Origin of the sequence: Arthrobacter echini, assembly GCF_004803505.1 — a bacterium.
Taxonomy (GTDB): domain Bacteria; phylum Actinomycetota; class Actinomycetes; order Actinomycetales; family Micrococcaceae; genus Arthrobacter_D; species Arthrobacter_D echini.
In genome coordinates this window covers 146932-171235 of the sequence record NZ_SSWH01000001.1, presented here as the reverse complement: position 1 = coordinate 171235, position 24304 = coordinate 146932, and the positions used below count along the sequence as shown (strand labels likewise).

The 24304-nt window shown below is 66.6% G+C and carries 25 protein-coding genes, 1 pseudogene and 1 riboswitch; of the genes and pseudogenes, 12 read left to right on the top strand and 14 right to left on the bottom strand.

From position 1 onward, the window contains the following. Positions 1-19: 19 nt before the first annotated feature. Complete coding sequence (locus E8P82_RS00810; RefSeq protein ID WP_168796457.1) at positions 20-775, bottom strand: helix-turn-helix domain-containing protein; 756 nt, start codon at positions 773-775, stop codon at positions 20-22. Positions 776-903: 128 nt separating this feature from the next. Between E8P82_RS00810 and E8P82_RS00805 the strand changes: the two genes are divergently transcribed. Next, positions 904-1950: a nitronate monooxygenase gene (locus E8P82_RS00805; RefSeq protein ID WP_136452589.1), complete on the top strand. Its 1047-nt coding sequence runs from the start codon at positions 904-906 to the stop codon at positions 1948-1950. A gap of 9 nt (positions 1951-1959) precedes the next feature. Here E8P82_RS00805 and E8P82_RS00800 read toward each other — a convergent pair whose 3' ends face one another. From E8P82_RS00800 to E8P82_RS00770, 7 genes and pseudogenes are all read right to left on the bottom strand, one after another. Continuing rightward, positions 1960-3168: a globin domain-containing protein gene (locus E8P82_RS00800; protein ID WP_136452588.1), complete on the bottom strand. Its 1209-nt coding sequence runs from the start codon at positions 3166-3168 to the stop codon at positions 1960-1962. 125 nt (positions 3169-3293) lie between these two features. Next, positions 3294-3620: pseudogene (locus tag E8P82_RS00795) on the bottom strand (GNAT family N-acetyltransferase); the annotation flags it as partial. Further along, a complete protein-coding gene (locus E8P82_RS00790; RefSeq protein WP_136452587.1) occupies positions 3617-5734 on the bottom strand; it encodes a chorismate-binding protein in 2118 nt (705 codons plus the stop codon). The pseudogene E8P82_RS00795 and the gene E8P82_RS00790, both read right to left, overlap by 4 nt. A 66-nt stretch (positions 5735-5800) precedes the next feature. Further along, entirely contained in the window at positions 5801-6304 is a 504-nt protein-coding gene (locus tag E8P82_RS00785) for a low molecular weight protein-tyrosine-phosphatase (RefSeq protein WP_136452586.1), read from the bottom strand. A gap of 33 nt (positions 6305-6337) precedes the next feature. After that, positions 6338-7135 carry a methyltransferase domain-containing protein gene (locus E8P82_RS00780; RefSeq protein ID WP_136452585.1) on the bottom strand — a complete coding sequence of 266 codons (798 nt, stop codon included), beginning with the start codon at positions 7133-7135 and terminating at the stop codon, positions 6338-6340. 32 nt (positions 7136-7167) lie between these two features. Continuing rightward, complete coding sequence (locus E8P82_RS00775) at positions 7168-8043, bottom strand: tryptophan-rich sensory protein (protein ID WP_136452584.1); 876 nt, start codon at positions 8041-8043, stop codon at positions 7168-7170. A 72-nt stretch (positions 8044-8115) separates the two neighbouring features. Beyond that, positions 8116-8580, bottom strand: coding sequence for a MarR family winged helix-turn-helix transcriptional regulator (locus tag E8P82_RS00770; RefSeq protein ID WP_246020866.1), 465 nt, complete (start codon positions 8578-8580; stop codon positions 8116-8118). 101 nt (positions 8581-8681) lie between these two features. On the opposite strand from E8P82_RS00770, the gene E8P82_RS00765 reads away from it, so the two are divergent. Continuing rightward, positions 8682-10832, top strand: coding sequence for an MMPL family transporter (locus E8P82_RS00765; RefSeq protein WP_136452583.1), 2151 nt, complete (start codon positions 8682-8684; stop codon positions 10830-10832). Between the two features lie 19 nt (positions 10833-10851). Here E8P82_RS00765 and E8P82_RS00760 read toward each other — a convergent pair whose 3' ends face one another. Then, positions 10852-11295, bottom strand: coding sequence for an NUDIX hydrolase (locus E8P82_RS00760; protein WP_281275754.1), 444 nt, complete (start codon positions 11293-11295; stop codon positions 10852-10854). A gap of 60 nt (positions 11296-11355) precedes the next feature. Between E8P82_RS00760 and E8P82_RS00755 the strand changes: the two genes are divergently transcribed. Beyond that, positions 11356-12192 carry a class I SAM-dependent methyltransferase gene (locus E8P82_RS00755; RefSeq protein ID WP_136452582.1) on the top strand — a complete coding sequence of 279 codons (837 nt, stop codon included), beginning with the start codon at positions 11356-11358 and terminating at the stop codon, positions 12190-12192. Positions 12193-12204: 12 nt separating this feature from the next. Here E8P82_RS00755 and E8P82_RS00750 read toward each other — a convergent pair whose 3' ends face one another. Together E8P82_RS00750 and E8P82_RS00745 are read right to left on the bottom strand one after the other, a co-directional pair. After that, a complete protein-coding gene (locus E8P82_RS00750; protein WP_136452581.1) occupies positions 12205-12891 on the bottom strand; it encodes an RES family NAD+ phosphorylase in 687 nt (228 codons plus the stop codon). Next, positions 12888-13298, bottom strand: coding sequence for a hypothetical protein (locus tag E8P82_RS00745; protein WP_136452580.1), 411 nt, complete (start codon positions 13296-13298; stop codon positions 12888-12890). The genes E8P82_RS00750 and E8P82_RS00745 overlap by 4 nt, the downstream gene beginning before the upstream one ends. Before the next feature lie 248 nt (positions 13299-13546). On the opposite strand from E8P82_RS00745, the gene E8P82_RS00740 reads away from it, so the two are divergent. The 3 genes from E8P82_RS00740 to E8P82_RS00730 all read left to right on the top strand — a co-directional run bounded on the left by E8P82_RS00740 (position 13547) and on the right by E8P82_RS00730 (position 14900). Beyond that, complete coding sequence (locus E8P82_RS00740) at positions 13547-13975, top strand: GNAT family N-acetyltransferase (RefSeq protein WP_136452579.1); 429 nt, start codon at positions 13547-13549, stop codon at positions 13973-13975. 98 nt (positions 13976-14073) lie between these two features. Then, positions 14074-14280, top strand: coding sequence for a hypothetical protein (locus tag E8P82_RS00735; protein ID WP_136452578.1), 207 nt, complete (start codon positions 14074-14076; stop codon positions 14278-14280). Positions 14281-14411: 131 nt separating this feature from the next. Continuing rightward, a complete protein-coding gene (locus E8P82_RS00730; protein WP_136452577.1) occupies positions 14412-14900 on the top strand; it encodes an Hpt domain-containing protein in 489 nt (162 codons plus the stop codon). On the opposite strand, the gene E8P82_RS00725 is transcribed toward E8P82_RS00730, so the two are convergent. After that, the gene (locus E8P82_RS00725) at positions 14872-15672 is read right to left on the bottom strand and encodes a response regulator transcription factor (protein ID WP_136452576.1); all 801 of its coding nucleotides are present in this window, start codon (positions 15670-15672) and stop codon (positions 14872-14874) included. The two genes, E8P82_RS00730 and E8P82_RS00725, sit on opposite strands and share 29 nt — an antisense overlap. 116 nt (positions 15673-15788) lie before the next feature. Beyond that, positions 15789-15863: riboswitch (cyclic di-GMP riboswitch) on the bottom strand. A gap of 244 nt (positions 15864-16107) precedes the next feature. Between E8P82_RS00725 and dnaK the strand changes: the two genes are divergently transcribed. The 4 genes from dnaK (at position 16108) to E8P82_RS00705 (ending at position 20337) form a co-directional block, all read left to right on the top strand. After that, positions 16108-17976 (top strand): molecular chaperone DnaK, encoded by a 1869-nt coding sequence (dnaK, locus tag E8P82_RS00720; protein ID WP_136452575.1) that lies wholly within the window; start codon positions 16108-16110, stop codon positions 17974-17976. Between the two features lie 2 nt (positions 17977-17978). Next, entirely contained in the window at positions 17979-18641 is a 663-nt protein-coding gene (locus E8P82_RS00715; protein WP_136452574.1) for a nucleotide exchange factor GrpE, read from the top strand. 214 nt (positions 18642-18855) lie between these two features. Continuing rightward, the gene (locus E8P82_RS00710; RefSeq protein WP_136452573.1) at positions 18856-19857 is read left to right on the top strand and encodes a DnaJ C-terminal domain-containing protein; all 1002 of its coding nucleotides are present in this window, start codon (positions 18856-18858) and stop codon (positions 19855-19857) included. 15 nt (positions 19858-19872) lie between these two features. Beyond that, on the top strand, positions 19873-20337 hold the full coding sequence (locus E8P82_RS00705) for a heat shock protein transcriptional repressor HspR (protein WP_136452572.1): 465 nt from the start codon (positions 19873-19875) through the stop codon (positions 20335-20337). A gap of 72 nt (positions 20338-20409) precedes the next feature. Here the strand turns inward: E8P82_RS00705 and E8P82_RS00700 are convergent, their stop codons facing one another. After that, complete coding sequence (locus E8P82_RS00700; RefSeq protein WP_136452571.1) at positions 20410-21105, bottom strand: GAF and ANTAR domain-containing protein; 696 nt, start codon at positions 21103-21105, stop codon at positions 20410-20412. A 403-nt stretch (positions 21106-21508) separates the two neighbouring features. Between E8P82_RS00700 and E8P82_RS00695 the strand changes: the two genes are divergently transcribed. Both E8P82_RS00695 and E8P82_RS00690 read left to right on the top strand, forming a co-directional pair. Further along, the gene (locus E8P82_RS00695; RefSeq protein WP_281275753.1) at positions 21509-22216 is read left to right on the top strand and encodes an ANTAR domain-containing protein; all 708 of its coding nucleotides are present in this window, start codon (positions 21509-21511) and stop codon (positions 22214-22216) included. Between the two features lie 193 nt (positions 22217-22409). Continuing rightward, positions 22410-23225, top strand: coding sequence for a GAF domain-containing protein (locus E8P82_RS00690; protein ID WP_136452569.1), 816 nt, complete (start codon positions 22410-22412; stop codon positions 23223-23225). Between the two features lie 64 nt (positions 23226-23289). On the opposite strand, the gene E8P82_RS00685 is transcribed toward E8P82_RS00690, so the two are convergent. Beyond that, positions 23290-24303: a LacI family DNA-binding transcriptional regulator gene (locus E8P82_RS00685; protein WP_136452568.1), complete on the bottom strand. Its 1014-nt coding sequence runs from the start codon at positions 24301-24303 to the stop codon at positions 23290-23292. Between the last annotated feature and the right edge of the window lies 1 nt (position 24304).

The window sequence follows — 24304 nt, the reverse complement described above, 5'->3', positions numbered from 1 at the left end:
CTCATTGCTGACTGGTAATTCAATCATGCAGGAGATCTTCCAGGATTTGTTCAGCTTGACCCTGCTCGCGTTCGCCCCGATGCTCGGCGAGGTCCGCAGCTACTGCAGCAAGCGGCAAAGCCGAGGGAAGCCTTTGTGCAACGTGCAGGATCACATTGGCCTCCTTCGGGTTCGCAGGGACCAGCAGCCATTCCCTCCGGAACTTTTGGAAGATTTCCTCACGGATGTACGCCTCCACCTCGGCGTTGTTCAGCAACCCTGACTGAGGGTGAGACACTCCGGTAATAGTCAAGAACTGATCCCGCAGAAGGTCCGGTATCTCGTGGCGGTCGGCGGACAGGAACCTCGTCTCTGCCCGTGCGCGCACGAGTGCAGCGAGGTGGATGGGCCGAAGAGAGGATGGCAGGCGGCGAAGGTCATCGGTCCACTCAATGTGGCGCTGACGCATCCCGCTACTGATGCCCGACCAGCCGGACGGGTCTTCGGAGAGATACTGCAAGAAGGCCCAGGCGCTGGCTGGACTGGCGGGCCGTCCGCGCCGTCTGGGAGAAAACCGTTCGACGTCGGCTTCCTGAAGGATGTACTGACGGCCCACTTTGACCGCAGGAAGTGTGCCGGCGGAAATCAGCTGGCGAACTCGCACGGAAGTGATGCCTAGACGCGCGCTGGTTTCATTGACACTCAAGACCATGTACGTAAACCTATCGTCAGCGAAAGGTTTACGGAAGCAGGCGCCGTCACCGTTCCATGCCTCCTTGGTCAGGTCATAGAGCACCCATGGCGGTACAGAGCGCTCGTGCACAACATGTTGCCGTCGCCGACTTCACCACCATGGACAGTTCGCGACGACGACGCACCACTGACCGGGTGAGTAGTCTGAGGCGGAGATCGGAAAGGAGCACCATGCACACCGACAGCCCCAGGCCCGCGCGAGCGTTCGACCTCCGCACACGGGCGGTTCCCGTCGTCGCAGCACCGATGGCGGGAGGCCCGTCAACTGCGGCGCTCGCCGCCGCCGTGAGCGCCGCGGGCGGGCTGGGCTTCCTCGCCGCCGGATACAAGACGGCCGATGCGATGCGGCAGGAGATCCAGGCAGTGCGCACGCTGACGCAGGCACCCTTCGGGGTGAACGTCTTCGTCCCGCAGCCCTCGACGGCGAACGAGGAGGCCCTCGCGACCTACGCCCGGTCCCTCGAGGCCGACGCCGCTGCCCTGGAAGCCGCCCTCGGCACACCGCGCCACGACGACGACGGCTGGTCCGACAAGCTCGACGTCCTGCTCGACCTCGCCCCGGCCGTCGTCTCCTTCACGTTCGATGTCCCCGACCAGAATGTGCTCGCCGCCCTGGAGGCTGCAGGGATCGCCGTCCTGCAGACCGTCACCTCGCGTGCCGAAGCGGATCGCGCCGTCGCGGCCGGCGTCGATGCCCTGGTGGTGCAGGGGCCGGAAGCCGGCGGCCACCGCGGCACCTTCGACGCGCTGGCCGAGCCGGGCACCACACCGTTGCTCGAGCTCCTCGACGAGCTTCGGGATCTGCCGGTGCCTCTCATCGCGGCAGGTGGGATCGTCTCGGGCGAGGACACGCGCGCAGCGCTGGGCCACGGGGCGATCGCGGTGCAGGCAGGAACGGCGTTCCTCCGCGCCGATGAAGCGGGCACGAAGGCGGCGCATCGGGCGGCCCTGGCGTCGCGCGAGTTCGAGGCGACCGCACTCACGAGGGCGTTCTCCGGGCGCTACGCTCGCGCGCTGCTGAACGACTTCATGCGCGACCATGACCACGACGCACCGCTGGCCTACCCCGAGGTGCACCACCTCACCGCGCCGCTGCGGGCAGCCGCAGCAGCGGCGGGTGAGTCACAGCGCCTCAATCTGTGGGCCGGCGTCAATGTGGGACGGACGATCGCCGGGAGCGCGGCAGATATCGTCCAGTCCCTGGTGCCCTCGGGGTAGGGTGCGCTGCTACTGGACGTCGGCCAGCCAGAGGTCGGGCCCGAACACCTCGTACTGGATGTCCTTGGCCGGAACACCGTGGTCGATGAGCGCGCTGCGCACGGACTGCATGAAGACCAGCGGCCCGCACAGGTAGTACTCGGCGTTGTCGGGCAGATCGACGTCGCTGATGTCCATGAAGCCGACCAGCTCGTTCTCCACGGTCTGCGTCGGCTCGGAGGGCTCCACATACCAGGTGTGCATGGACGCACCGGGCAGTTGCGCGAGATCCGACTGGACCTGCTCGCGCAGCGCGAAGCTGCCGGCGGAGTTGTCGGCGTGCAGCAGCATCGCCTTGCGCTGCGAACCGGACTTCACGAGGTGCGAGAGCATGCCGGCCATGGGGGTGATGCCGATGCCGGCGCTGGCGAAGACGACGGGACGGTCGGTGTAACTCATGACCACGTCCCCTGCCGGAACGGAGAGGGTCACCTCGTCGCCGACCGAAATGGTGTCGTGCAGCAGATTGGACATCTCGCCGTCGGGGGTTGACAGCCCGTGGATGCGCTTGACGGCGAAGCTGCGGTGATGACCGTCATCGGCACGGGTGAGGCTGTACTGGCGCGGCTGGTGCACGCCGTCGGGCATGAGCATCTTCAGGGTCACGTACTGCCCGGGCAGGGACGGCTTGACGTCGCGCTCATCGGTGCGCTCGACGACGAACGTGACGACGTCGTCCGTCTCCTGGATCCTCTCGCTCACCCGCCAGGTGCGCCAGATGGCGTCGGGTGCGAGATCCAGCGCCTGGTACATGGCGCGTTCCTGATTGATGAGGACGTTGGCCATGAGCCAGTATACCTCGTCCCAGGCAGCGGCGACCTCCTCGGTGACGGCCTCGCCGAGAACATCGCCGATGGCCCACATCAGATGGTCATGGACGATCTGGTACTGATCCGCGCGAAGCCCCAGCGAGACGTGCTTGTGGGCGATCCGGTCGAGCATCCGGTCCGGCAGTTCGTCGGGCTTGTTGACGAGGAAGCTCGCGAAGGCGGCCACGGAACCGGCGAGGGCCTGCTGCTGGCGCCCGTCCGCCTGATTACCCCGGTTGAAGAGACCGTCCATGAGCTCGGGCCGCTCGTCGAACATGTGCGCGTAGAAGCGCTGGGCGATTTCCGTGATGTTCTCACCCACTACGGGCAGGGTGGCCTGGACGACAGGGCGGGACAGATCGGACAGCATGAGCGGCTCCTTCGCTTCGCGGCCGGCCCGGAAGAACTCATCGGGCGTAGGTGCCGGATGCTGACGGGCCGAAACAGTTGTCCCTTCATTCTAAAGGTTTTCTACATGACGTAGAAAAATGTCGCCGACGCCGCATTCCAGGTGGACCCGATCTCCACCCGCGGAGTTGCCTGGTCGATGTTCAGGTACGTGGTCATGCCGATGATCGCTCCCGGCTCGCCCGTCTCCCGGTCCATCCGGCGCGTGGTGAACGGGAGCATGGAGCCCTTGTGCTGCAGGGCCAGGCGCCGCTCGATCTCCTTCTCCATCCCGTCCGGCGTGGGAACCGAGGTGTACCGGAGGTTCCAGAGTTCGCCGTCGCGGGCCGCCTCCACCAGTCCGTCGTGGTGGTCAGGTGCGAGGGGTCCGAGCACCACGCGGGTGCCGCGGAGGGTGGTGGCCAGGAGACTCATGGAAGGACAGTATCCGGGAACCGGGACCCCAGTGCCGACAGGACCCCGCGGGCCTTGATGCGCACCTCGTCCCACTCCTCGGCCGGATCGGAATCGGCGGTGATCGCGCCGCCCACGCCGAGCGTGAGGCGGGTGCCGTCGTCGGGCATGCCGTCCTGCAGCACGAGGGTGCGGATCACGACGGCGAGGTCGGTGGCGCCGGTGAGGCTGAAATACCCGGCGGCTCCCGCGTACGGCCCTCTCGGTGCCTGCTCCAGACGATCGAGGATCGCCATGGTGCTGATCTTGGGCGCCCCGGTCATCGATCCCGCCGGGAAGGCCGAGGCGATGACCGCCGCATGGGGACGTCCGGGCCGCAGGCGCGCGTCGATCGTGCTCACCATCTGGTGCACGGTCGCGTAGGTCTCGATGTCGCACAGGCGCGACACGGTCACCGACCCCGGGACCGCGTGGTGCGAGAGATCGTTGCGGAGCAGATCCACGATCATGATGTTCTCCGCGTGGTCCTTGGCCGAGGTCCTGAGGTCCTCCCGTAGCGCGGCGTCCACCACGGGGTCGGTGGAGCGCCCGCGGGTCCCCTTGATCGGTTCCGCACGGAGATTCCCCCCGCCGTCCAGCCTCAGGAAGCGCTCAGGAGAGGTGCTGGCGACGGCGAATGAGGGGAACCGGAGGAAGTGGGCGAACGGCGCGGGGCTCACCTGTCGCAGGTGCAGATACACGCTCAGCGGATCGAGGCGCTCTGCGCGTGCCGTGAGCGCGGTGGTCAGGCACACCTCGTAGGTGGTTCCCTCGGTGATCTCCGCCTGCGCGCTGCGGACCTTGTCGAGGTACTCCTCACGCGAGTCGCGCAGGGTGAACTGCGGTACGGGAAGCACGGGTGGTGACGAGGACGTCACGCCGGCCATTCCAGCAGGGTCTGCTGCTGCCACCGCGCTGGCCGACCCGATCGCGTTCCTGGCACGGATGAGCCAGGCGTCCCGTTCGGGATCGGACCCGCCGTCCGAGAGGGTCAGCAGGAAGACGGCGCCCTCCGCGTGGTCGACGACGACGGCGCGTCCGGCGAAGACCAGCGCGGCGTCGGGCAGCGTGCCGGGCAGGTCCGGGCCGGTCGGAGCGCCGCCGGAGCGGACATCGGTGCCGCCGGTCTCCCGCTTCAGCTCGTACCCGAGATACCCCAGCCAGCCCAGGGCGAACTCGCACGGGAAGTCCTCCGGTGCGCGCACGGCCCGCCTGCCCCAGACGTCGTCGAGCCAGCGGAAGAACGGCTCGCGGATCCGGGTGGTCACGGCACCGGCGCTGATCTCCGTCACGCCGCCGCGGTGGTGCGCCTGCTGGCCGAAGGAGCCGCCCGAGTCCGCCATGATGCTGAATCGGCCGCGGGAATCCGGAGCCGGCATGAGGCCGACAGCGTCCGAACTGTCGAGCCACACCGCGGCGGTGCTCGCGCCGTACAGCTCGGAGAACACCGTCGGTGTGTCCGGCACGGCGTCGACACGCTCGCACCGGACGGTCAGTCCGCGCCGGTCCGCCCGTTCGGGTGCCAGCAGGACGGCGCAGGACGGCAGCGCCGCCAGAGCACGGCGCACGGCCTGCGGCGTCAGGGCGTCGGTGTGCCCCTGCACGACGACGTCGGCGGCTGCTGCGGGATCGTCCCCTGCGAGCCAGCGGTCCTCCTGATCGGCCCAACGGCGCCAGAAGGGTGCGTACGTGTCGCCGTCGCGTTCGATGGCCGTGCGGCGCCGGACCTGCGCGTCGGCCTCGATCCAGATCACCGCGTCGAGCAGGGGCCGGGCCAGGGCCGCGGCGGCACCCACGCCCTCGAGCAGTACGATCTCCGCGGTCGTCGTCGTGCGCTGCTCGCCGTCCGCGTCCCGGTCCCAGTCCCACGCGGCCCAGGTGGCGTGCTGTCCTGCCCGCAGGGGTCCGAGGACGTGCTGCACATAGCGGGCAATGCCGCCGTCGAGCCCGTCCCAGCCCGGGTAGATGTCCTCGAGGTGGAACACGGTGACGCTGTGGTGTTCGCGCAGCAGAGCAGCGAGTTCGAGGGTGAGGCTCGTCTTTCCGGCACCGGAACGGCCGTCGACGGCGATCAGGAGCGGCGAGGCTGCGGGCACGAGTCAGCCCGGCGCCGGGCAGAGGGAGGGATGCACTCGTTCATGGTAGGAGGATCGGTTCAAGAGTCACGCAACGTCGGCGTCGAGCTCCTGGCGCACGTAGCTCACGACCCCGCCCACCGCGCCGTCCACCATCCTGTAGGTGGCGTCGAAGTCGCTGGCGTCGCCGTACCAGGGGTCGTAGATGCCCAGGTCCTCGAGATCCGTGTCCGTGGTGTCGGGATCGAATTCGCGCAGCAGATGGATCCTGTCGCGGGCGTCGTCGTCGGGCGCTTCCTCCCGGAGCACGCGGTAGTGATCGAGATCGAGGGCGAGGATCAGATCGCGCTCGCGGTACCACTCGGACTCGAAGCGCCGGGCACGGTGCCCGTCACTGTCGATACCGGCTTCCGTCAGTCTCGCGGCAGCTCGCGGGTCGATGGGGTTGCCGGCCTCCCAGCCGGTGGTTCCCGCGGAGTCCACGACGACGTCGTCCTCGAGACCCGCCTTCGAGAACGCGTCGGTGAGCATGAACTCGGCCATGGGGGAGCGGCAGATGTTTCCGGTGCAGACGGCGATGATGCGGTACATTCGGTCAGCCTAGCCCGCTATGCCGCTGCGGCCTCAGTCGCGCGCGAGGATCTCGACACTCGGCATCAGGAACACGCCGTCGTCCATGCGCGCCCAGCGGTGCCAGCCCTCGGCCAGTCGGGCCAGGGTCCGCTGGTCGGCGAGTCCGCGCTCGAGCGTCTGCTCGGCGAAGGCGGAGTGCAGCACGCGCTCGGCCCACTGGTCGGAGAGGAACCGGCGCTCCTCCGCCGACGAGTACACCCAGGTCGACGACGACACCTCGACCTCCGCGAAGCCCGCGGCGGAGGCCCAGCCCGGGAGCCGGCGGCCGGCGTCGGGCTCCCCGTGGTTACCCCGTGCCAGTCGACCGTAGACCTCGCGCCATTCGTCGAGTTCCTCGACGGCGGGGTGCCAGGTCATGGCGCCGTAGTCGGCGTCGCGCACCGCCACCACGCCGCCGGGACGGACCACGCGCCGCAGTTCGCGCAGGGCGGCCACCGGATCGGCGAGGTGCTGCAGCACCTGGTGGGCGTGCACGACGTCGAAGGACTCGTCGGGCACGTCGAGATCGTAGATGTTGCCTTCGTGGAACTCGGCGTTCGTCACGTCGGCATAGGTCTCGGCGGCCTGCGCGACGACGTCGGCCGACCCGTCCATGCCGACCACCGAACCGGGCGCAACGAGCTCGGCGAGCCCGGCCGTGATGCTGCCCGGGCCGCACCCGACATCGAGCACGTCCATCCCGGACTGCAGGTGGGGTGCGAGGTACGCCGCCGACGACGCCACGGTGCGTGTGGCGTGGGCGGCGGTGACGCTCGCGTGGTGCCCGTGGGAGTAGGCCTCGTCGTTCATGCCTGGAGACTAGCGCGGAGCGGCGCTGTCCGTCAGCGTCCGGCTCGGGCCGATGATCCGACCTCGGGCGATCGCGTGGGATTCCTGCGCGAGCGGATGATGCCCGTGGCGGCGAGAATCAGGACTGCGGCAACAGCGGCCGCAATGGCCACGATGGTGGACGCGGGCTCGTCGGAGATGCGGGCGACCGTGATCCAGCCCAGCCCCCAGGCGGCCCCGACCGCCACGGCCCAGCGACCCCCCACTCGTGCCTGCAGCAAGGTCAGGGCCCCGGCGAGGAAGAGGACGAGCGCTGCTACGGCCCACTCCGGACCGGTGCCCGTCGTCGCCACGCCGGATGACGCGAGAGCGGCGGCGATATTGGCCGCCGTCGCCACGCTGACCCAGCCCAGGTACAGCCCGAACGTGCCGTCCACGATGAGCGCCTCGGCGCCGCCCTGCTGCGCCGGTACCTGGGTGAGCCGGACGACCAGCGCGACGAGGACCACCAGCAGCGCGATGATGACCCCCACGCTGAGCCAGATCAAGCCCTCCTGGGTCACGATGAGCCACGCGGCGTTGAGGAGCATCGATAGGGCGACGAGCCAGCCCGTGGCCCGCGCCCTGGTGTCGACGGTCCGTGATGGCAGCCACTGCCAGATGGTGTAGACGAAGAGACCGAGGTAGATGGCCGACCAGATGATCGAGAAGGCGGGGCCTCCGGGTGCCACCAGCGTGGCGTCGGATGCCAGATCGCCGCCCGAGGTCTCGTTGACGTCGGAGCCGATGAGGCCGAAGCCGATCAGCGGACCGAGGAGACTGATGATCTCGCTCACGGTCACGACGATCTGACGCACACGGTCCGCCGTCGTCGCGTGAGCGGGAGAGCCGTTGGTCTGTGCAATTGAAGTGCTTGATCGGGTAGCCATGCGTCAAGTATCTCCATGATAGAGACAATCGGGCAACCCGGGGTCGGACAGTATCGGGACGGAGTGCGGGTGTCAGTCGGCCTTGTCGGCAGCCTCGTTCCTGGCGGCGACGGTTGCGTCCGTCACCGCCTGCATCATGTCGCGCAGCAGCACCAGCTGGTCCTCGGAGTACTCCTCGAACACTGCGTCGATGTGGCGTCCGAGCGGGGCGAACAGCTCGGCCCCCGTGGTGCGCGCCCTGTTCGTCAGCTCGAGATGGACCTGCCGGCGGTCCACGTCACTCCGTCTCCGGGTCACGTGCCCTGCAGAGTCCAGGCGATCCACCAGCGCCGTGGTGGCCGGGGAGCTCAGATTCAGCTCTTCGCGCAGCACCCCGGGTGTGACGGTCAGGCCCGCCTGGGCCGCGCCCATCATGATGCTGAGAGCATGGAGATCCGTGCGGTGGAGACTGTCGCGCGCACTGGCGACGTCGACATAGCGGTCGGTCTCCACGGTGAACTGTCGCAGGAGCTCCATGAGCTCGTCCCTCGCCGTCACTGTCCCTCGCCTTCTTCCAAGCCCAGCCTAGACTTCTTCGACTTATCTCTGCGATGGATATACTTTACCGCGGAGATACATCGAGAAGGGTTCGGAGATCCATGAGAAGTAGTTGGCTCAGAGTAGTGCTGCCCGTCGTCGTCGTGCTCATCTGGCTGGCCGGTGCGGCTGTGGGCGGCCCCACGTTCGGGCGCCTGGGGGAGGTCTCGAGCACCGATCAGGCATCCTTCCTCCCCGCGAGCGCCGAGTCCACGGAGGCCGGCGAACTGCAGCAGCAGTTCAGTGACTCCGACGCACTCCCGGCGGTGATCGTCGCGGAATCCGAGACCGAGATCGACCCGCGGGATCTCGGCGCCTACGAGGAGCTCGGTGCTTCGCTCGGCGACGTGGAGGGCCTCGAGGCACCTGCCGAGGGAGCACCACCCCTCGCCGGTCCCATCCCGTCCGAGGACGGCCTCGCCGTGCAGTACATCGCCTTCATCTCGCCCGACGCCGAGCTGGGGGACGTCGTCACCGAACTCCGCAGTGTCCTGACCGATGATCTGCCCGACGGCGTCACCGGGTACGTCACCGGTCCGGCAGGCTTCACGAACGATCTCGTGGACGCCTTCGGCGGTATCGACGGCATCCTGCTCGGCGTGGCGCTCGGCGCGGTCTTCGTGATCCTCCTCGCCGTGTACCGGTCGGTCGTGCTGCCGTTCATCGTGCTCCTGACGGCGGTCTTCGCGCTCGCGACGTCGATCCTGCTGATCTTCGGTCTCGCCAAACTGGACTGGATCCAGCTCAGCGGCCAGAGCCAGGGCATCCTCTCCATCCTCGTGATCGGTGCGGCCACGGACTACGCACTGCTGCTCGTGGCCCGGTACCGTGAGGCGCTCGTCGAGAACGAGACGACGTGGGAGGCCATGCGGGTGGCCTACCGCGGAGCCGTGGAGCCGATCCTGGCCTCCGGAGCCACCGTGATCCTCGGGTTACTGTGCCTGCTGTTCTCCGACCTGAACTCGAACAGGAGCCTTGGCCCCATCGCCGCCATCGGCATCGCCTTCTCCCTCGCCTCGGCCCTGACCTTCCTCCCGGCGGTCCTGCTCCTGCTCGGACGCGCTGCCTTCTGGCCGCTGCGCCCGCGCTACGACAAGGAGGCGACCACCGCCGTCGCACCCCATCACGGCAAGCACCTGGTACCCACCGACGGCGGACCCGAGACCGGGCTCGAACGGCTCACGGGACTCTGGCAGCGCGTCGCGTATCTGGTCGCGCGGCGTCCCCGCGCCGTCTGGGCCGTCTCGCTGCTGATCCTGGTGGCCGGCGCCCTGGGCCTGACCCAGCTGCAGGCCAGCGGCGTACCGCAGTCGGCCCTGGTCCTCGCCCCGTCCAACGCCGTCGACGGCCAGGACGCACTGGGCCGGCACTTCGACGCCGGCTCCGGCAGCCCCGTCCACGTCGTGGCCCCGGAGGACGACCAGGACGCCGCGCTCGAGGTCGTCACGGCGGAGGACGGCATCTCCGACGCGTCGCTGACCACCGATCCGGGCGGTGCGGTGCTCGTGGAGGACGGCCGCGTGCTACTCAGCGCCACCCTCGAGGATCCCGCCGACTCGGACGCGGCCGAGGACGTGGTGCGGGACCTGCGGACAGCGCTCGACGACGCCAGCCCGGACGCGCTCGTGGGCGGCGTGACCGCCGTGGCGATCGACACGAACGACACGGCGCTCGCCGACCTCGTGAAGATCATCCCGATCGTGCTCGCGGTGATCCTCGTGGTGCTCATCATCCTGCTGCGCTCGGTCCTCGCGCCGGTGCTGCTCGTGGCCAGTGTGGCGCTCTCGAACGCCACGGCGCTCGGTGTCTCCGCGCTGGTGTTCAACAACATCTTCGGGTTCGAGGGCGCGGATGCCTCGGTGCCGCTCTTCGCCTTCGTGTTCCTCGTGGCGCTCGGGGTGGACTACAACATCTTCCTCATGACCCGGGTGCGGGAGGAGTCGCTGCGGATCGGGACCAGACCCGGCATCCTGCGTGGACTCGGGGTCACCGGCGGGGTGATCACCTCGGCCGGGGTGGTTCTGGCGGCGACCTTCGCGGCGCTGGGCGTGATCCCGATCCTGTTCCTCGCGCAGATCGCCTTCATCGTGGCGTTCGGCGTACTGCTGGACACCGTGCTGGTGCGCTCGCTGCTGATTCCGGCCCTCTCCTACGATATCGGCGCGAAGATCTGGTGGCCGTCGAAGCTCGGCAGGGAGCCGTCGCCGCGGTAGGGCCGCTCTCGTCGGGGACTCATGGAAGTAGCCCGGTGCGGTGCAGGAACCCCAGCAGATCCTCGGTGAGGGGCATGGTGGTCATCTCCTGGTAGGTGAACCAGCCGGCGTCGGCGGCGTCGTCGCCTGCCTGAAGGGTGCCACCGACCCGACGTGCCAGGAAGTCGTGGACCTCGAAGACCCGGTCCGGGCCGTGCGGTATCTCCAGGGACCCCAGGAGGCGATCGATGCGTACCTGAAGGCCCGTCTCCTCCAGGGTCTCCCGGACGGCTGCTTCCTTCAGCGATTCACCTGATTCCACCCGTCCGCCGGGCAGGGACCAGCGCCCGGCTGCGGGGGCGTGACCGCGAAGGATCAGCAGGAAGCGGCCCTCGGCGTCCCTCACGACGGTCGCTGCGGCCTGGGTCCTGATCACACCAGCGCTGTTGGCGCTCGGACGGTCGGGCGTCGGTTGATCGGGCACCGTAAGAGCCTACTGCCGTGCGAACAGCGCAGCGGGGGCGATTCCTCGTATGCTCGCTCCATGAGGGACGACATCAGCTGGGACACCGCGCGCTCGACCAATCGGGAGAACTGGGAGGACCGGGTGCCCCTGCACGAGGCGGCCTACTCGCTCAGCGCTTTCGACGACCCCGACTATTTCAGTTCAGTGATTCGCACGGACCTGGCAGCCATGGCGCCGTTCCTGCCCGACGGCGTGATCAGCGGCCTGGACGTATGCCATCTGCAGTGCCACATCGGCACCGACACCGTGTCGCTGGCCAGGGCGGGGGCGCGCGTCACCGGCGTCGACTTCTCACCGGGCGCGCTGGCCTCCGCGGCCGGTCTCGCACGCCGATTGGGGCTCGAGGCGACCTGGGTGGAGACCGACGTCCTCGAGGCGCGAGCTGCGGTGAAGGGAGATTTCGACGTCGTCTACACCAGCATCGGCACCATCACCTGGCTGCCGGATCTTGCCCGCTGGGCCGAGCAGGTCGCGGGACTCCTGCGGGCAGGGGGCCTCTTCTACATCAGGGACGGGCACCCGATCCTCTACGCCCTCGACGAGAACGCCGACGGGCTACACCTGTCGTACCCGTACTTCGGCGACGGCGAGGCGCAGATCTGGGATGACGCGTCGACGTACGCAGGAGACGGCACGGTGACCCACTCGCGGACGTACGAGTGGGCGCATCCGCTGTCCGAGATCATCACGTCGCTGATCACCGCCGGTCTGCAGATCCTGCACGTCGAGGAGGGCACCACGCTGCCGTGGAGGTTCTCACCGCGCACGATCGAGGTGCCGGACGGATTTGCCTGGCCCGAGGCCGAACGTCTGCTCGTGCCCTGCACCTACACGATCATCGCCCGGAAGCCGTGAGCTTCACGCGGACTAGTGGATTGTCAGGTTGAACAAGCGGGCGACATCAATCAAGCTCGGATCGGTCTTCTCGATCGTCGATTGTTCATGAATGAACGTCTCCGTGCCGTCGAAGATCGCCCAGCACTCTTCATCGTCGAGCTTCGACACGTACCTGATTCCTGAGTAGTTGAAAACACCTTCATCGTCCAGGGAGGAGTAGGCCCAGCGTGCGATCTCCCGGGTGAGTAGGCGATTTATGCCGCGTACGTCGGGAACATCGAGGGTATCGACGCCCAGTGGCTCGAGTTGCTCGCCAACCTGACCGAGTAGGAATTGGCGCGTTTCAAGGTCTTCGAGGTCGATGAATGGCGCTGGGTGTGTGGTACCCACGCTGAAGAGACGACGTTCGTCTCGCCAGGATGCAGGGATGCTGTTCGGTGGCATGAATCCGCTGGGGTCATCCTGGACAAGGGCGGCCATCTTTGGTGACACCCTCTTACCGGCAAGGGTCTCCAGATATGACCCTCGGCGTTCGGTGGCGCAGTACAGGACACCTCCGCCTGGTACATCGAATCGGTTGCCGGCATCAGGTAGGAGGGCATCACCGGGCGCGATCTCGGAGAAGCGCTGCCCTGAGGGGATGAGGGCGACTCGCCAGACCCTGTCAGGGATATCTACTGACTTCGGTGTGAGCGAGTCGCCATACTCATGCTTCATCCCCCTGCCCGGTACGCGCGCGCAGCGGCCATCGCTTCACGGGTACGGTTGGCAGCAATCGCTTCCGCAGGTGACATGTCATCAAGCTGGCCGTTCATCCCCATGAACCACGCTCGAACCGTGTGGGCCGATTGCGGGGCCTGCGGATCATGAGTAAGGAACATGAAGATCTGGTAGGCCGCCCTGATACGACGTTCCGGCTCCAGGGACTTCGGGAGCTGCTTACCACTCATCCATCGCGAGGTGGTCTGGCGGTCTTTTCCCGCGATCAGCTGCGTCAGCGCTGGACCCAAGTTGTCGTTGAGCACCGAGACCATGTCGCTGAATCCGGTTTCGAGGTCGTATCCGGGTGATCCCGTGACACCGCCGCGTCCGTGCCGTGTCCTCGTGGTTGCTCCGTCGCCCATGATGGTCCTTCTATCGAGGTGTCGTGGTGGTTCATCTGCTGGTAGCCCATGTATACACGTCAACGAGCAACAAACGATACACGTTCCGACATACGTTTGTGACACTTACGTTGGAGTCAACGACAAGAGTCCTGACCTCGAGCGGGTCCGGTAGTAGTCCCGATGCGTATCTGAGGGAGAGTGGAGGGGGCTCCGTCACCTGATCGGCAGAAGTCAGGCCCGCCTGCAGCGGGGCATAGCACGATGACTTGTACATCGACAAAGGGGTGGCGGATGCGCGCATTGCTCTTTCTACCGCCGAGGACGAGCCACCGACCGTCCATGCCCTGCTCACCTACCAGCGCGACGGCCGGGCATGGGTTGACGTCGATGACCGGGTCGACGACGCCGCGCACATCGAGCAGGTCTCCGTGCACCCGGACCATGCCGGACAGGGCAGGGGGAGGGAGCTCATCGAGACCGCAGCCAGGTGGGCAGGGCAGCGCGGCCTGGCTGCGCTGACGCTCACGACGTTCGCCCACGTTCCCTGGAATGCGCCCTATTACGCGCGTCTCGGCTTCACGGTCGTCCCGCCGGATCAGTGGCCGGCAGGGCTGCAGCGGATCCGTGAGCATGAAGCAGACCTCGGACTCGATGCGTGGCCCCGTGTTGCGATGCGGCGTGCACTCACCGACTGACCTCCACGTTCCTACGGCACCGAGGAGTCGAGTGACCTCAGATACTCCGCGTTGCCGTACAGGGCGGGCCGGTACCGGTCGAGTTCGTCTGCGTCCAGGTGCTCCGCGATCAGCCCGAGGAGATTCCCGACGGAGGCATCCGTCCGGCCTGCCGCGTGCAGGGTGAGGGCTTCGAAGGCGACGACTGCGATCGAGTCCGGGAACTCCGAGCGAGCGCGGGTGAAGACGGCTGCGGATTCGTCGAGCCGACCGCCGCCTCCTCACCGGCGGTGTCGCAGGCGCTGGTCGACCACCAGGCGCAATGACGAGTGCCGGCTGAGCAAAGGCGCACCCAAGTCTCCCGCCGGTGCAACTTCGAACGGGAGTGTTACGCAAGCTTTGCGCAGGAACAGGCGCCTGTGAGAGGGCACCCCGTCGAGGTCGCTACCCTAGGGAAGTGCCAATCCATTCCACCCCGCCGTCCGACTCCCACCGGGACGCGGCAGCCACACCCGCGAACGACGACGTCGAGGGTGGTTCCGCTGCTCCCGGCCCGGGAGCGACGGTCGTCGACCCCGCTGTTCTCCGCGCCATGGAGGACGACTTCGCGGACAAGGCAGTGGTGGCGCGCTTCGCTCGCGACTTCTGTGAATCCCTCGGCGGGAAGCTCGACCGCATCGAGCGTGCTCTCGGGGTGAAAGACGCCGCAGGCTCGGCCGATGCGATCCAGAGCGTGACGACCTCGTCGATGATGGTGGGGGCGGTCCAGCTCACCCGGATGGCCGTGGAGGTGCAGGATCTCATGGCGCGCGGCGCCATGGACTCCGCCCTGCTCCTCATGGCAAAGATTCGGACGAGCGCCGCCGACACCATCACACAGCTGCAGGCGATCTATCCGGGCGGCTCATCCGGGCGTTCTAGCGGGGGCTGTCGCTACGCACCATGATGCGGAAACCGACCCCGCGGACCGTCGCGATCAGGTTGGCGTCGCCGTCGGCGCGGGCCAGCTTCTGACGAAGATTCGCGATGTGCACCTCGATGGCGCGCTCGTCGGTACGGCTCACGAAGTTGTAGCCACGGTAGTCCTGCCCCCGGGAAATCCGCACGAGCTCGTTCTTCGTCCGGACCGCCCCGTTGCTGCTGACCAGCTCGAGCAGCAGGTTGAACTCCGTCTTGGTGAGCTGCAGTTCCACGCCGGCACAGGTTGCCGTCCGTGTCCCGGCGTCGATCGCGAGGCTGCCTACGCGCAGGAGCGCCGCGGATGAGCGGTTCGCTGCCGCTCCGCTGTCCTCGCGCTGGACAGGTGCCGAGGCTGGTGGCGAGGACTGCTCGACCCGCGGTCGGCGGAGCATGGCATCGATGCGCGCCCTCAGCTCACGTGGTCGGAAGGGCTTGAGGACGTAGTCGTCGGCGCCGGCCTGCAGTGCTGTGAGGATATCGAGCTCCTCTGCCCGCCCGCTCAGCACCACTACGTAGCAGTCACTGCCCGAGCGCACACGACGCAGAACCTCGTACCCGTCGATATCAGGCAGACCGAGGTCCAGGGTCACCACGGTGGGGGCTTTCTCGCGGACGACGTCGACACCCTCACGCCCGCTGGCTGCGCAAGTGACCTGGAAGCCACCCTGCTCGAGGACGGCGCAGACGAGATTGCGAATCTCAAGATCGTCCTCGATGACCACCGCTGCCCGGCCCTCGCCGGGAGATCCGCTACTCATGACCTTCGGCCGCGCTGCGATTCGTCAGCGGCACGGGAGACCGAGTCGACCGCGCAACATTCTGCCGAGTACAAGGGACGTGGGATGTCCATCTCATGCGGTAAGGACCTGTTCTCTTCGGCGGCCCGGCTGACCTCATGGGTCCCGTGGCTTTGCGTCCCCGATTTGCATCGGGTTTGCCTTTGTCGACGAGCGGTTGCTCGCCCGATGATCGTACCAACGACTTGTGGCTTTGGTACACCGTTTTTACGTGTGTCCGGCAGCCTGACCGAGAAGGTGGCGAGCTCTTCGCCACGAGCATTCAGGTTGAGTCTTGCTGACTCAACTCGATTTGATCCTGACGCAGCGGATGCCTATAGTTGAGTGCAGAACGCTCAATCCACGTGCCCGGCGGATGAGCGCCACGCAAACACCGGGCAGTCGAAAGGAAATTGCATGTCACGTGCAGTAGGTATTGACCTCGGAACCACCAACTCGGTCGTCTCGGTGCTCGAAGGTGGCGAACCCACCGTCATCGCGAATGCCGAAGGTGCACGCACGACGCCGTCCATCGTCGCCTTCTCCAAGTCGGGCGAGGTCCTCGTCGGCGAGATCGCCAAGCGCCAGGCCGTGAACAACATCGACCGCACCATCGCTTCGGTCAAGCGCCATATGGGCACCGACTGGAGTGTGGGCATCGACGACAAGAAGTACACGGCGCAGGAGATCTCCGCGCGGATCCTGCAGAAGCTCAAGACCGATGCCGAGAGCTACCTCGGCGAGAAGGTCACGGACGCCGTCGTGACCGTTCCCGCCTACTTCAACGACGCCGAGCGCCAGGCGACCAAGGAGGCCGGGGAGATTGCCGGTCTGAATGTGCTGCGTATCGTCAACGAGCCGACGGCGGCAGCGCTGGCCTACGGCCTCGACAAGGGCAAGGAGGACGAACTCATCCTGGTGTTCGACCTCGGCGGTGGAACGTTCGACGTCTCGCTCCTCGAGGTCGGCAAGGACGAGGACGCCTTCTCCACCATCCAGGTGCGTGCCACCTCCGGCGACAACCGCCTCGGTGGTGACGACTGGGACCAGCGTGTGGTCGACTACCTGCTTTCGCAGGCCAAGGCCAAGGGCGCTGACCTCTCGAAGGACAAGATCGCCCTCCAGCGCCTGAAGGAAGCCGCCGAGCAGGCCAAGAAGGAACTGTCCTCGGCCACCTCCACGAACATCTCCCTCCAGTACCTCTCGGTGACGGCGGACGGCCCGGTCCACCTCGACGAGCATCTCTCGCGAGCGAAGTTCCAGGACCTCACCAAGGACCTGCTGGACCGTACCAAGAAGCCGTTCAACGACGTCATCGCCGAGGCCGGCATCAAGGTCTCCGAGATCGACCACATCGTGCTCGTGGGCGGCTCCACGCGTATGCCTGCTGTCAGCGAACTCGTGAAGGAGCTCGCAGGCGGCAAGGAGCCCAACAAGGGCGTCAACCCTGACGAGGTCGTGGCCGTCGGTGCTGCACTCCAGGCCGGCGTGCTGAAGGGTGAGCGCAAGGACGTCCTCCTGATCGACGTCACCCCGCTGTCCCTGGGCATCGAGACCAAGGGTGGCATGATGACCAAGCTCATCGAGCGCAACACGGCCATCCCCACCAAGCGCAGCGAGACCTTCACGACCGCCGACGACAACCAGCCGTCGGTGGCCATCCAGGTCTTCCAGGGCGAGCGCGAGTTCACCCGCGACAACAAGCCGCTGGGCACCTTCGAGCTGACAGGTATCGCTCCGGCTCCCCGTGGTGTGCCGCAGGTCGAGGTCACCTTCGACATCGACGCCAACGGTATCGTGCACGTGTCCGCCAAGGACAAGGGCACCGGCACCGAGCAGTCCATGACCATCACGGGTGGGTCCTCTCTTTCCAAGGAGGATATCGACCGCATGGTGCGCGAGGCCGAGGAGCATGCATCCGAGGACAAGGCGCGCCGCGAGGCAGCAGACACCCGCAACGGTGCAGAGCAACTCGCCTACTCCGTGGACAAGCTGATCTCCGACAACGCCGACAAGCTGCCCGAGGACGTCAGGACCGAGGTCCAGGCCGATGTCGACGACCTCAAGAAGGCCCTCGAGTCCCAGGACAACGACGACGAGGTGAAGTCGGCGTTCGAGAAGCTCCAGGCCTCCCAGTCGAAGCTCGGTGAGGCGATCTACGCCTCCGCACAGCAGGATGCCGAGCAGCCCGGTGGCACACCGGCCGATCAGGCGACCGCGGATGGCACCGACGAGGACATCGTCGACGCCGAAGTGGTCGACGAAGAGACCAGCGAGAAGAAGTAGCCATGTCGCACCACGGAAACGAAGAAGAGCACGAGTCGGAGCCGGTCAGCTTCCGGGACAACCGGAAGATCGACCCTGAGACGGGCGAGGTCCGTGGGCAACAGGAGGACGCCGGCAACCCGGCCCCGGAGGACACCGGGGCCGGCGGCCAGGACGCGCCCGCTGAGACGGACCCGGAGCAGGACGTGCTGGCTCAGGCCGAAGCGATCCTGAACGAAGCCGGCGCCGAGGGTGAGGAGAATGCCCCGGCCGATCCGGCCGGGGAACTTCGCAACGATCTGCTCCGTCTGCAGGCCGAGTACGTCAATTACCGCCGTCGCGTGGAGCGTGACCGGGATGTGGCGCGCGAGCAGGCCGTGATCGGTGTTCTGAACTCGCTGATGCCCGTTCTCGACGACATCGATGCGGGCCGTCAGCACGGGGATCTGAGAGAGGGACCGTTCGCCGCGATCATCGGGAAGCTGGAGAATGTCCTGGCGACGTACGGGCTCGCCCGGATCGACGAGGTCGGCGTGGAGTTCGACCCGAATATCCACGAGGCTCTCATCCAGCAGCCCAGCGCGGAGGTCGCCCGCGACAGCGTCAGCCAGATCCTCCGCGTGGGGTACCGCAAGGACGAACGTGTCCTCCGTGCCGCACAGGTGATCGTGGCAGTGCCGGAGTAGGTGTTGTATCGCCGGGTGGGACGGTCTTCCCGGGCCAACGAAATTCCTGCGCTCGCAGAGCTCGCACGGGAATATTAAAGGCCCTACAGAAGACCGACCCACCCGGCGTTCCGGGGGAGGCGCGACGTCGCCTTCCTCGGGAACCGGACCGGCATAGCCCCGGCATCCATCTCATCTCGCTCAGAATCAGCAGAACTTAGGAAGGAGACGCCAGTTGGCCAGTCAGGATTGGGTCGATAAGGATTTCTACAAGATCCTCGGCGTCTCGAAGGACGCGAGCGACGCCGATATCAAGAAGGCGTACCGGAAGCTCGCCAGGAAGCATCACCCTGACCAGAACCAGGGCGATGCGGGGTCCGAGAAGATGTTCAAGGACGTGTCCGAGGCATATTCGGTCCTCTCGGACACGGAGGAACGCCAGCAGTACGACGCCATCCGTGCCATGGGTGGCGGGGCACGCTTCTCCGCCGGTGGTGCAGGTGGTGCCACCGGAGGTGCCGGCGGCTTCGAGGACGTCTTCAGTAACCTCTTCAGCCAGGGCGCCGGATCGCGTCAGCGCGGCGGGTTCTCCGGTGCGAATCTTCCCCCGGAATTCGCAGATCTGTTCGGTGGTGGCTCATCGGGCATGGGGGGTGGCGGATTCCCCAGTGGTTTCCCGTCCCCGCGGCCGCAGAAGGGCGCCGACCGAACGGCGAGTACCTCCATCTCCTTCGCGGGCTCGATCAACGGCACCACGATCGGTCTGCGCGAACCCTCGGGTGAGCAGATCGACGTTCGGATTCCCGCCGGCATCCGCGACGGCCAGAAGGTCCGCGTGAAGGGCAAGGGACAGCCGGGGCAGGCGGGTCCGGGCGATCTCATGGTCACTGTCAACGTCAAGGAACACCCGCTGTTCAAGCGCGAGGGCGACAACATTCGCGTCCATGTGCCGGTGAGCTTCGACGAATCGGTTCTCGGCGCCCAGATCGAAGTGCCGACGCTCACCGGCGAGATGGTGAAGATGCGGGTCCCGGCAGGAACGCCGTCGGGCCGCACCCTGCGACTGAAGGGCAGGGGAGTGAAGACCTCGAAGGGCACCGGGGATCTCCTGGTGACGGTCGACGTCGTCGTGCCGCAGAATCTTTCGAAGGAAGCTCAGGCCGCGGTCGAGGCATTCCGGGAAGCCACCAGGGACGCCGACCCGCGTGCCGGGCTGGCAGCGAAAGCGAGTCTGTAACTTCATCGACCATCAATGACCGGGTGCACCGGTGACGGAAGGAGGACAGCAGTGGATCCCGAGACACCCATCTATGTCATCTCTGTTGCCGCTGAACTCGCCGAGATGCATCCACAGACGCTGCGTCAGTACGACCGCATGGGTCTGGTGACTCCGAGCCGGACCGCCGGGCGCGGGCGCCGCTATTCACCCAGGGATGTCAGTACGCTGCGCGAGATCCAGCGACTGTCGCAGGAAGGCGTCTCCCTGGAGGGCATCCGGCGCATCCTCGAACTCGAGAACCACGTATCCGCGCTGCAATCGCGCATCGTCGAACTCGCGGCCGAGCTGGCGGAGCGTCGCGCCTCTTCGGAATCGGGCCGCGTCTTCGCAGCCGGACTGGCCGGCGACGTCGTCACACTCGCGCGCGGACAGCGTCCCCGCGCCCGTAGCCAGGCACTGGTGGTGTGGCGACCAGGGGCGTCCCGCTCCTCGAGGTAGCCGTACGCGCTACCGATCCGCTGGCCGTCTCCTTCGGTTTTGAGAAGGCCCGGTGCAACGCGGTATTGCTGCTCAATTGTCGAAGTGCGTCACCGGCTGCTCCGCCGATACCGAGGCGACGACGGATGCGGCCAGGTCCCGGACCTTGATGTTGCGAGCGCTGCTCGCGGCCTTGAGAATGGTCATGGCGCGGTCTTGATTGCATCGGTTCTGGGCCATGATCATTCCTGCCGCAAGGTCGATGATCGTCCTGGAATTCATCGCCGCTTCGAGCTGGTCGGCCCGGTCGCTGCTCCCGGCCAGGCGGACGGCGATCGCCACCGTGGTGGTGACGTCCGCCGCAAGGCTCTCGGCCTTGGAGATATCGGCTGCAGAAAAAGCCCCCGGGCCGTCTGCGTAGAGATTGATCGCAGCATTCTCCCCCCTTGGCGCACTGTCATCCCGGTCGGCGTCATTGGCCGGCGAGTTCAGGTGGATCGGCACGGCCAGGATGGAGCGCAGGCCATGACTGGCGATCTCCGCACGGTACTCAGCCCATGGCTGGTCTTCCTCGAGGACGTCCGGGACGTGATTCGTGACGCGTCGGCGGGCGGAATTCAGGCAGGGACCGTCGTCGAACGCATACTGGATCTCGTCCATGAGCTGAGCCCGTTCACCACTGCTTGCGACCGTTGCCGCCGTGCGGGGCCGCATCAGCGTGATACCGCACAGGACGGTTCTGTCAGCGGTGGCGAAGTGTTCGGCAACGAAGTGGGCGAGACTGACCATGAAGTCTTGGATCGCATCACTCTCGAGTACCAGAGTCTGGAGCGCAAAGGTCAGATGCGATGGCGGAGTGGTCTGAGGAGGGCTTGTGCCAGGCAGCGAGTGGTCCACTGGGGTCCTTAGGTAGGTGAGAAGCTTTCCTACCAACGGGACCGAGATCCCGGACGGCACAGGAAATGCATCTGCACCGCCCGCTGCTGAACGATGGTTCCACCCTACAGGCTGGCCTCGGGGCCCGAATCCGGGACGGTCCGGCATGTTGGTGAGCATCTGTCGACTCTGGCCAGAGCGTGTCGTGCACGCCATACTGGTCGGGACGAGACGAGGACGTTGCATGGTAGAACACGGTGCTCAGCGCCTCGAAGATCTCTCTTCCCCGGGTGAGGGCCCAGCGGTTCGGCAGGCCTTGGACGATCAAGAGCCCGACCACGAGCGGGGTGGCCTGGCAAAGCGTCTGGGAGAACTCGCTCGCTCACTGCAGCATGAGAAGTCCTCGGACCGCATCCTGTCCATCATGGCTGCAGCTGCCGTGGAGCTGATACCCGGAGTCGACCAGGGCTCCATCAGCGTGGTGCACGCCCGCCAGCGCATCGGCTCCCGCGCTCCGACCAGCGCCTTGGCAGGGCATCTGGACGCACTGCAGAATGAGGCCGGGCAGGGCCCCTGCCTCGATGCGATGTACGAGCACGAGACCGTGCACGTGCCGGACATGGCGGCGGAGACCCGGTGGCCGAGATTCGCCCAGCGAGCTGCACGTGCTGGAGTCGGCAGCATGCTGTGCTTCCAGCTCTACGTCGAGGGAGACAACCTCGGCGCACTCAATCTGTACTCCCTTCGACAACATGCGTTCAGCGCCGAATCACGGCACGTCGGGCTCCTGGTGGCGGCCCATGCTGCGGTGGCATTTGCCGAGGCGTTGAAGGTGGAACAGCTCGGTGAAGCCCTCGCTACGCGGGATCTGATCGGCCAGGCCAAGGGGATCCTGATGGAGCGGTACAAGATCACCGGGGAGCAGGCTTTCACCATACTGGAACGCTCCAGCTCCGAGACGAACGAGAAATTGCGGTCCGTCGCGGAGCAGCTCGTGGTGACGGGAGAGATCCCGCACCGCTGATGGCTCCTGCCGTCCGGCCCGGGCAGAGAGCGGGAGCCATACCAGAACATGGGTTCTCCACCAAGGGACAAGTCCATTAACCTCCGAGGTGTCCCAGTAGTAAGCTGGCTGATCAATAGGCGGGAATGACCGTTCCCGGACAACCGATCCAGGTGTCGACGGAGAGAACCGTTATGCCTGTGGAGGCTTTGGGATGGATCAGCAGGCACAGGCCAGACGCATCACCGATGCCCTCTCGGCCTCGGGAGTGAGCCTCGATGAGGTATGGCTCGGGTACTACTCCATCGGAGGAAGGGCATCCCGGGTCGAGCTCGAAGCGTTCATCAGAGGGTCACTCGAACTGTCCATGACGGAGTGTGACGTGCTGGGCGAGGCCGTCAATCAGCTCCTGGCCGAGGCCGCCGGTGGGAGCGCACCGCTGATTCCCCCTTGTACCCCCGATGACGCCGACGTGGCGCAGGAATCACCGACGGACTCCCGACGCGGTCTCGGAGTTGCCGGTGCTTTCCTGTTCACCGAGGAGGAACAGGAGCAGGAACGCTGTGATGCGGTGGTGCGCACGGGGTTGCTGGACACCGCGGGCGAAGAGCGCTTCGACCGCATCACGAGGGAGGCGAAGGAATTCTTCCACACCGGTTCGAGCAGCATCACACTGATCGACGATCACCGGCAGTTCCTCAAGTCGGCCACCGGCCACACCCGGCAGAATCTTCCGAGGGAGTCGACCTTCTGCAACGTCACGATCCGCAGCGCCGGGCCGTTGATCGTCCGCGATGCACTCGAGGACGATCGTTTCCGCGATAACCCGTTGGTCATCGGCGCTCCCCATACCCGGTTCTACGCCGGCTATCCGGTGCGTGGCCCGGGAGGGTGGACGGTGGGCACGCTGTGTGTGATGGACAAGAGTCCCCGGGAATTCTCCTCGCGCGACGGCAAGAAGCTCCGATCGCTGGCGCGTGCGGTCGAGTCCGAGATCAATGGACCCTCCGTGGCACCGGACGTGGCCTGACAATTCAGTAAACGGTTTCCCTGTGCCGACGTGCTGCCGTGGTGCGGCAAGCGCATGAGCGGTCTCAGGCTGCGGGTGCTGCGGTACTCGTGCGCACGATCAGCTCCGTGCGCGCGGGGTGGTTGACCGGCTGCAGTGACGCCGGATCCTGCAGGATCTGCAGAAGGCGTTCGACGGCTCGCTGGCCCTGCTCCTGCGGGAACTGCGCCACTGTGGTCAGTCCGAGTGCCTCTCCCAGTTCATGCCCGTCGATCCCGATGATCGACAGATCGTCGGGCACACGCAGACCCAGTTCACGCGCGGCGAGAACAGCCCCGATGGCCATCTCGTCCGAGGCGCAGAAGACCGCCGTCGGCCTGTCTCGGGGGTAGCCGAGGAGCTGCCTCGCCTGGGCCAGCCCGCCCTGGATGGTGAAATCGGCGGTGACCCACCAGGAATCGGCGCTTTCCAGCCCCGCACTCTCCAGGGCCGATGCATAGCCGTGCCGCCGCGTACTGCCGATCCGGAAATCCTTCTCATCGGTCTCGTGCCCGCCGATATGGGCTATGCGCCGGTGGCCGAGGGTGATCAGGTGCTCCGTCGCAAGAGCGGCGATCTCCCGGTCGTCCACGCTGTAGGTCTCGGTTCCGGACAGCGGTCCGCCGATCCCGACCACCGGCTTCCCGACCGCGAGCAGCTGATCCAGTTCCTTCGATCCCAGTTCGAGCGACACGGGGATCACGCCGTCGCACCGCTGGCGCAGGAGGAATTCGGACAGCACGCTCTCACGGTGAGTGGGATCCTCGTTGAGGTTGTACAGCGTGAGGTCGTATCCCGCGCGCAGGAGCGCCGCGGCGACGCTGTCCACGATCTGCGAGTAGTACCAGCGGGCCACCGACGGCACCACGACGCCGATATTGCGATGGCGGCCCGAGGCGAGGGAGGACGCCGTCGAACTCGCCACGAAGCCCAGCTCCCGGGCGGCGTCCTGGACGCGCGTGCGGGCCGCGTCCGAGACGCGGCCGTTGCCGCTGAGGGCACGGGAGACGGTGGCCGTGGAGACGCCTGCACGCCGGGCGACATCCTTGATCCCGGTCACG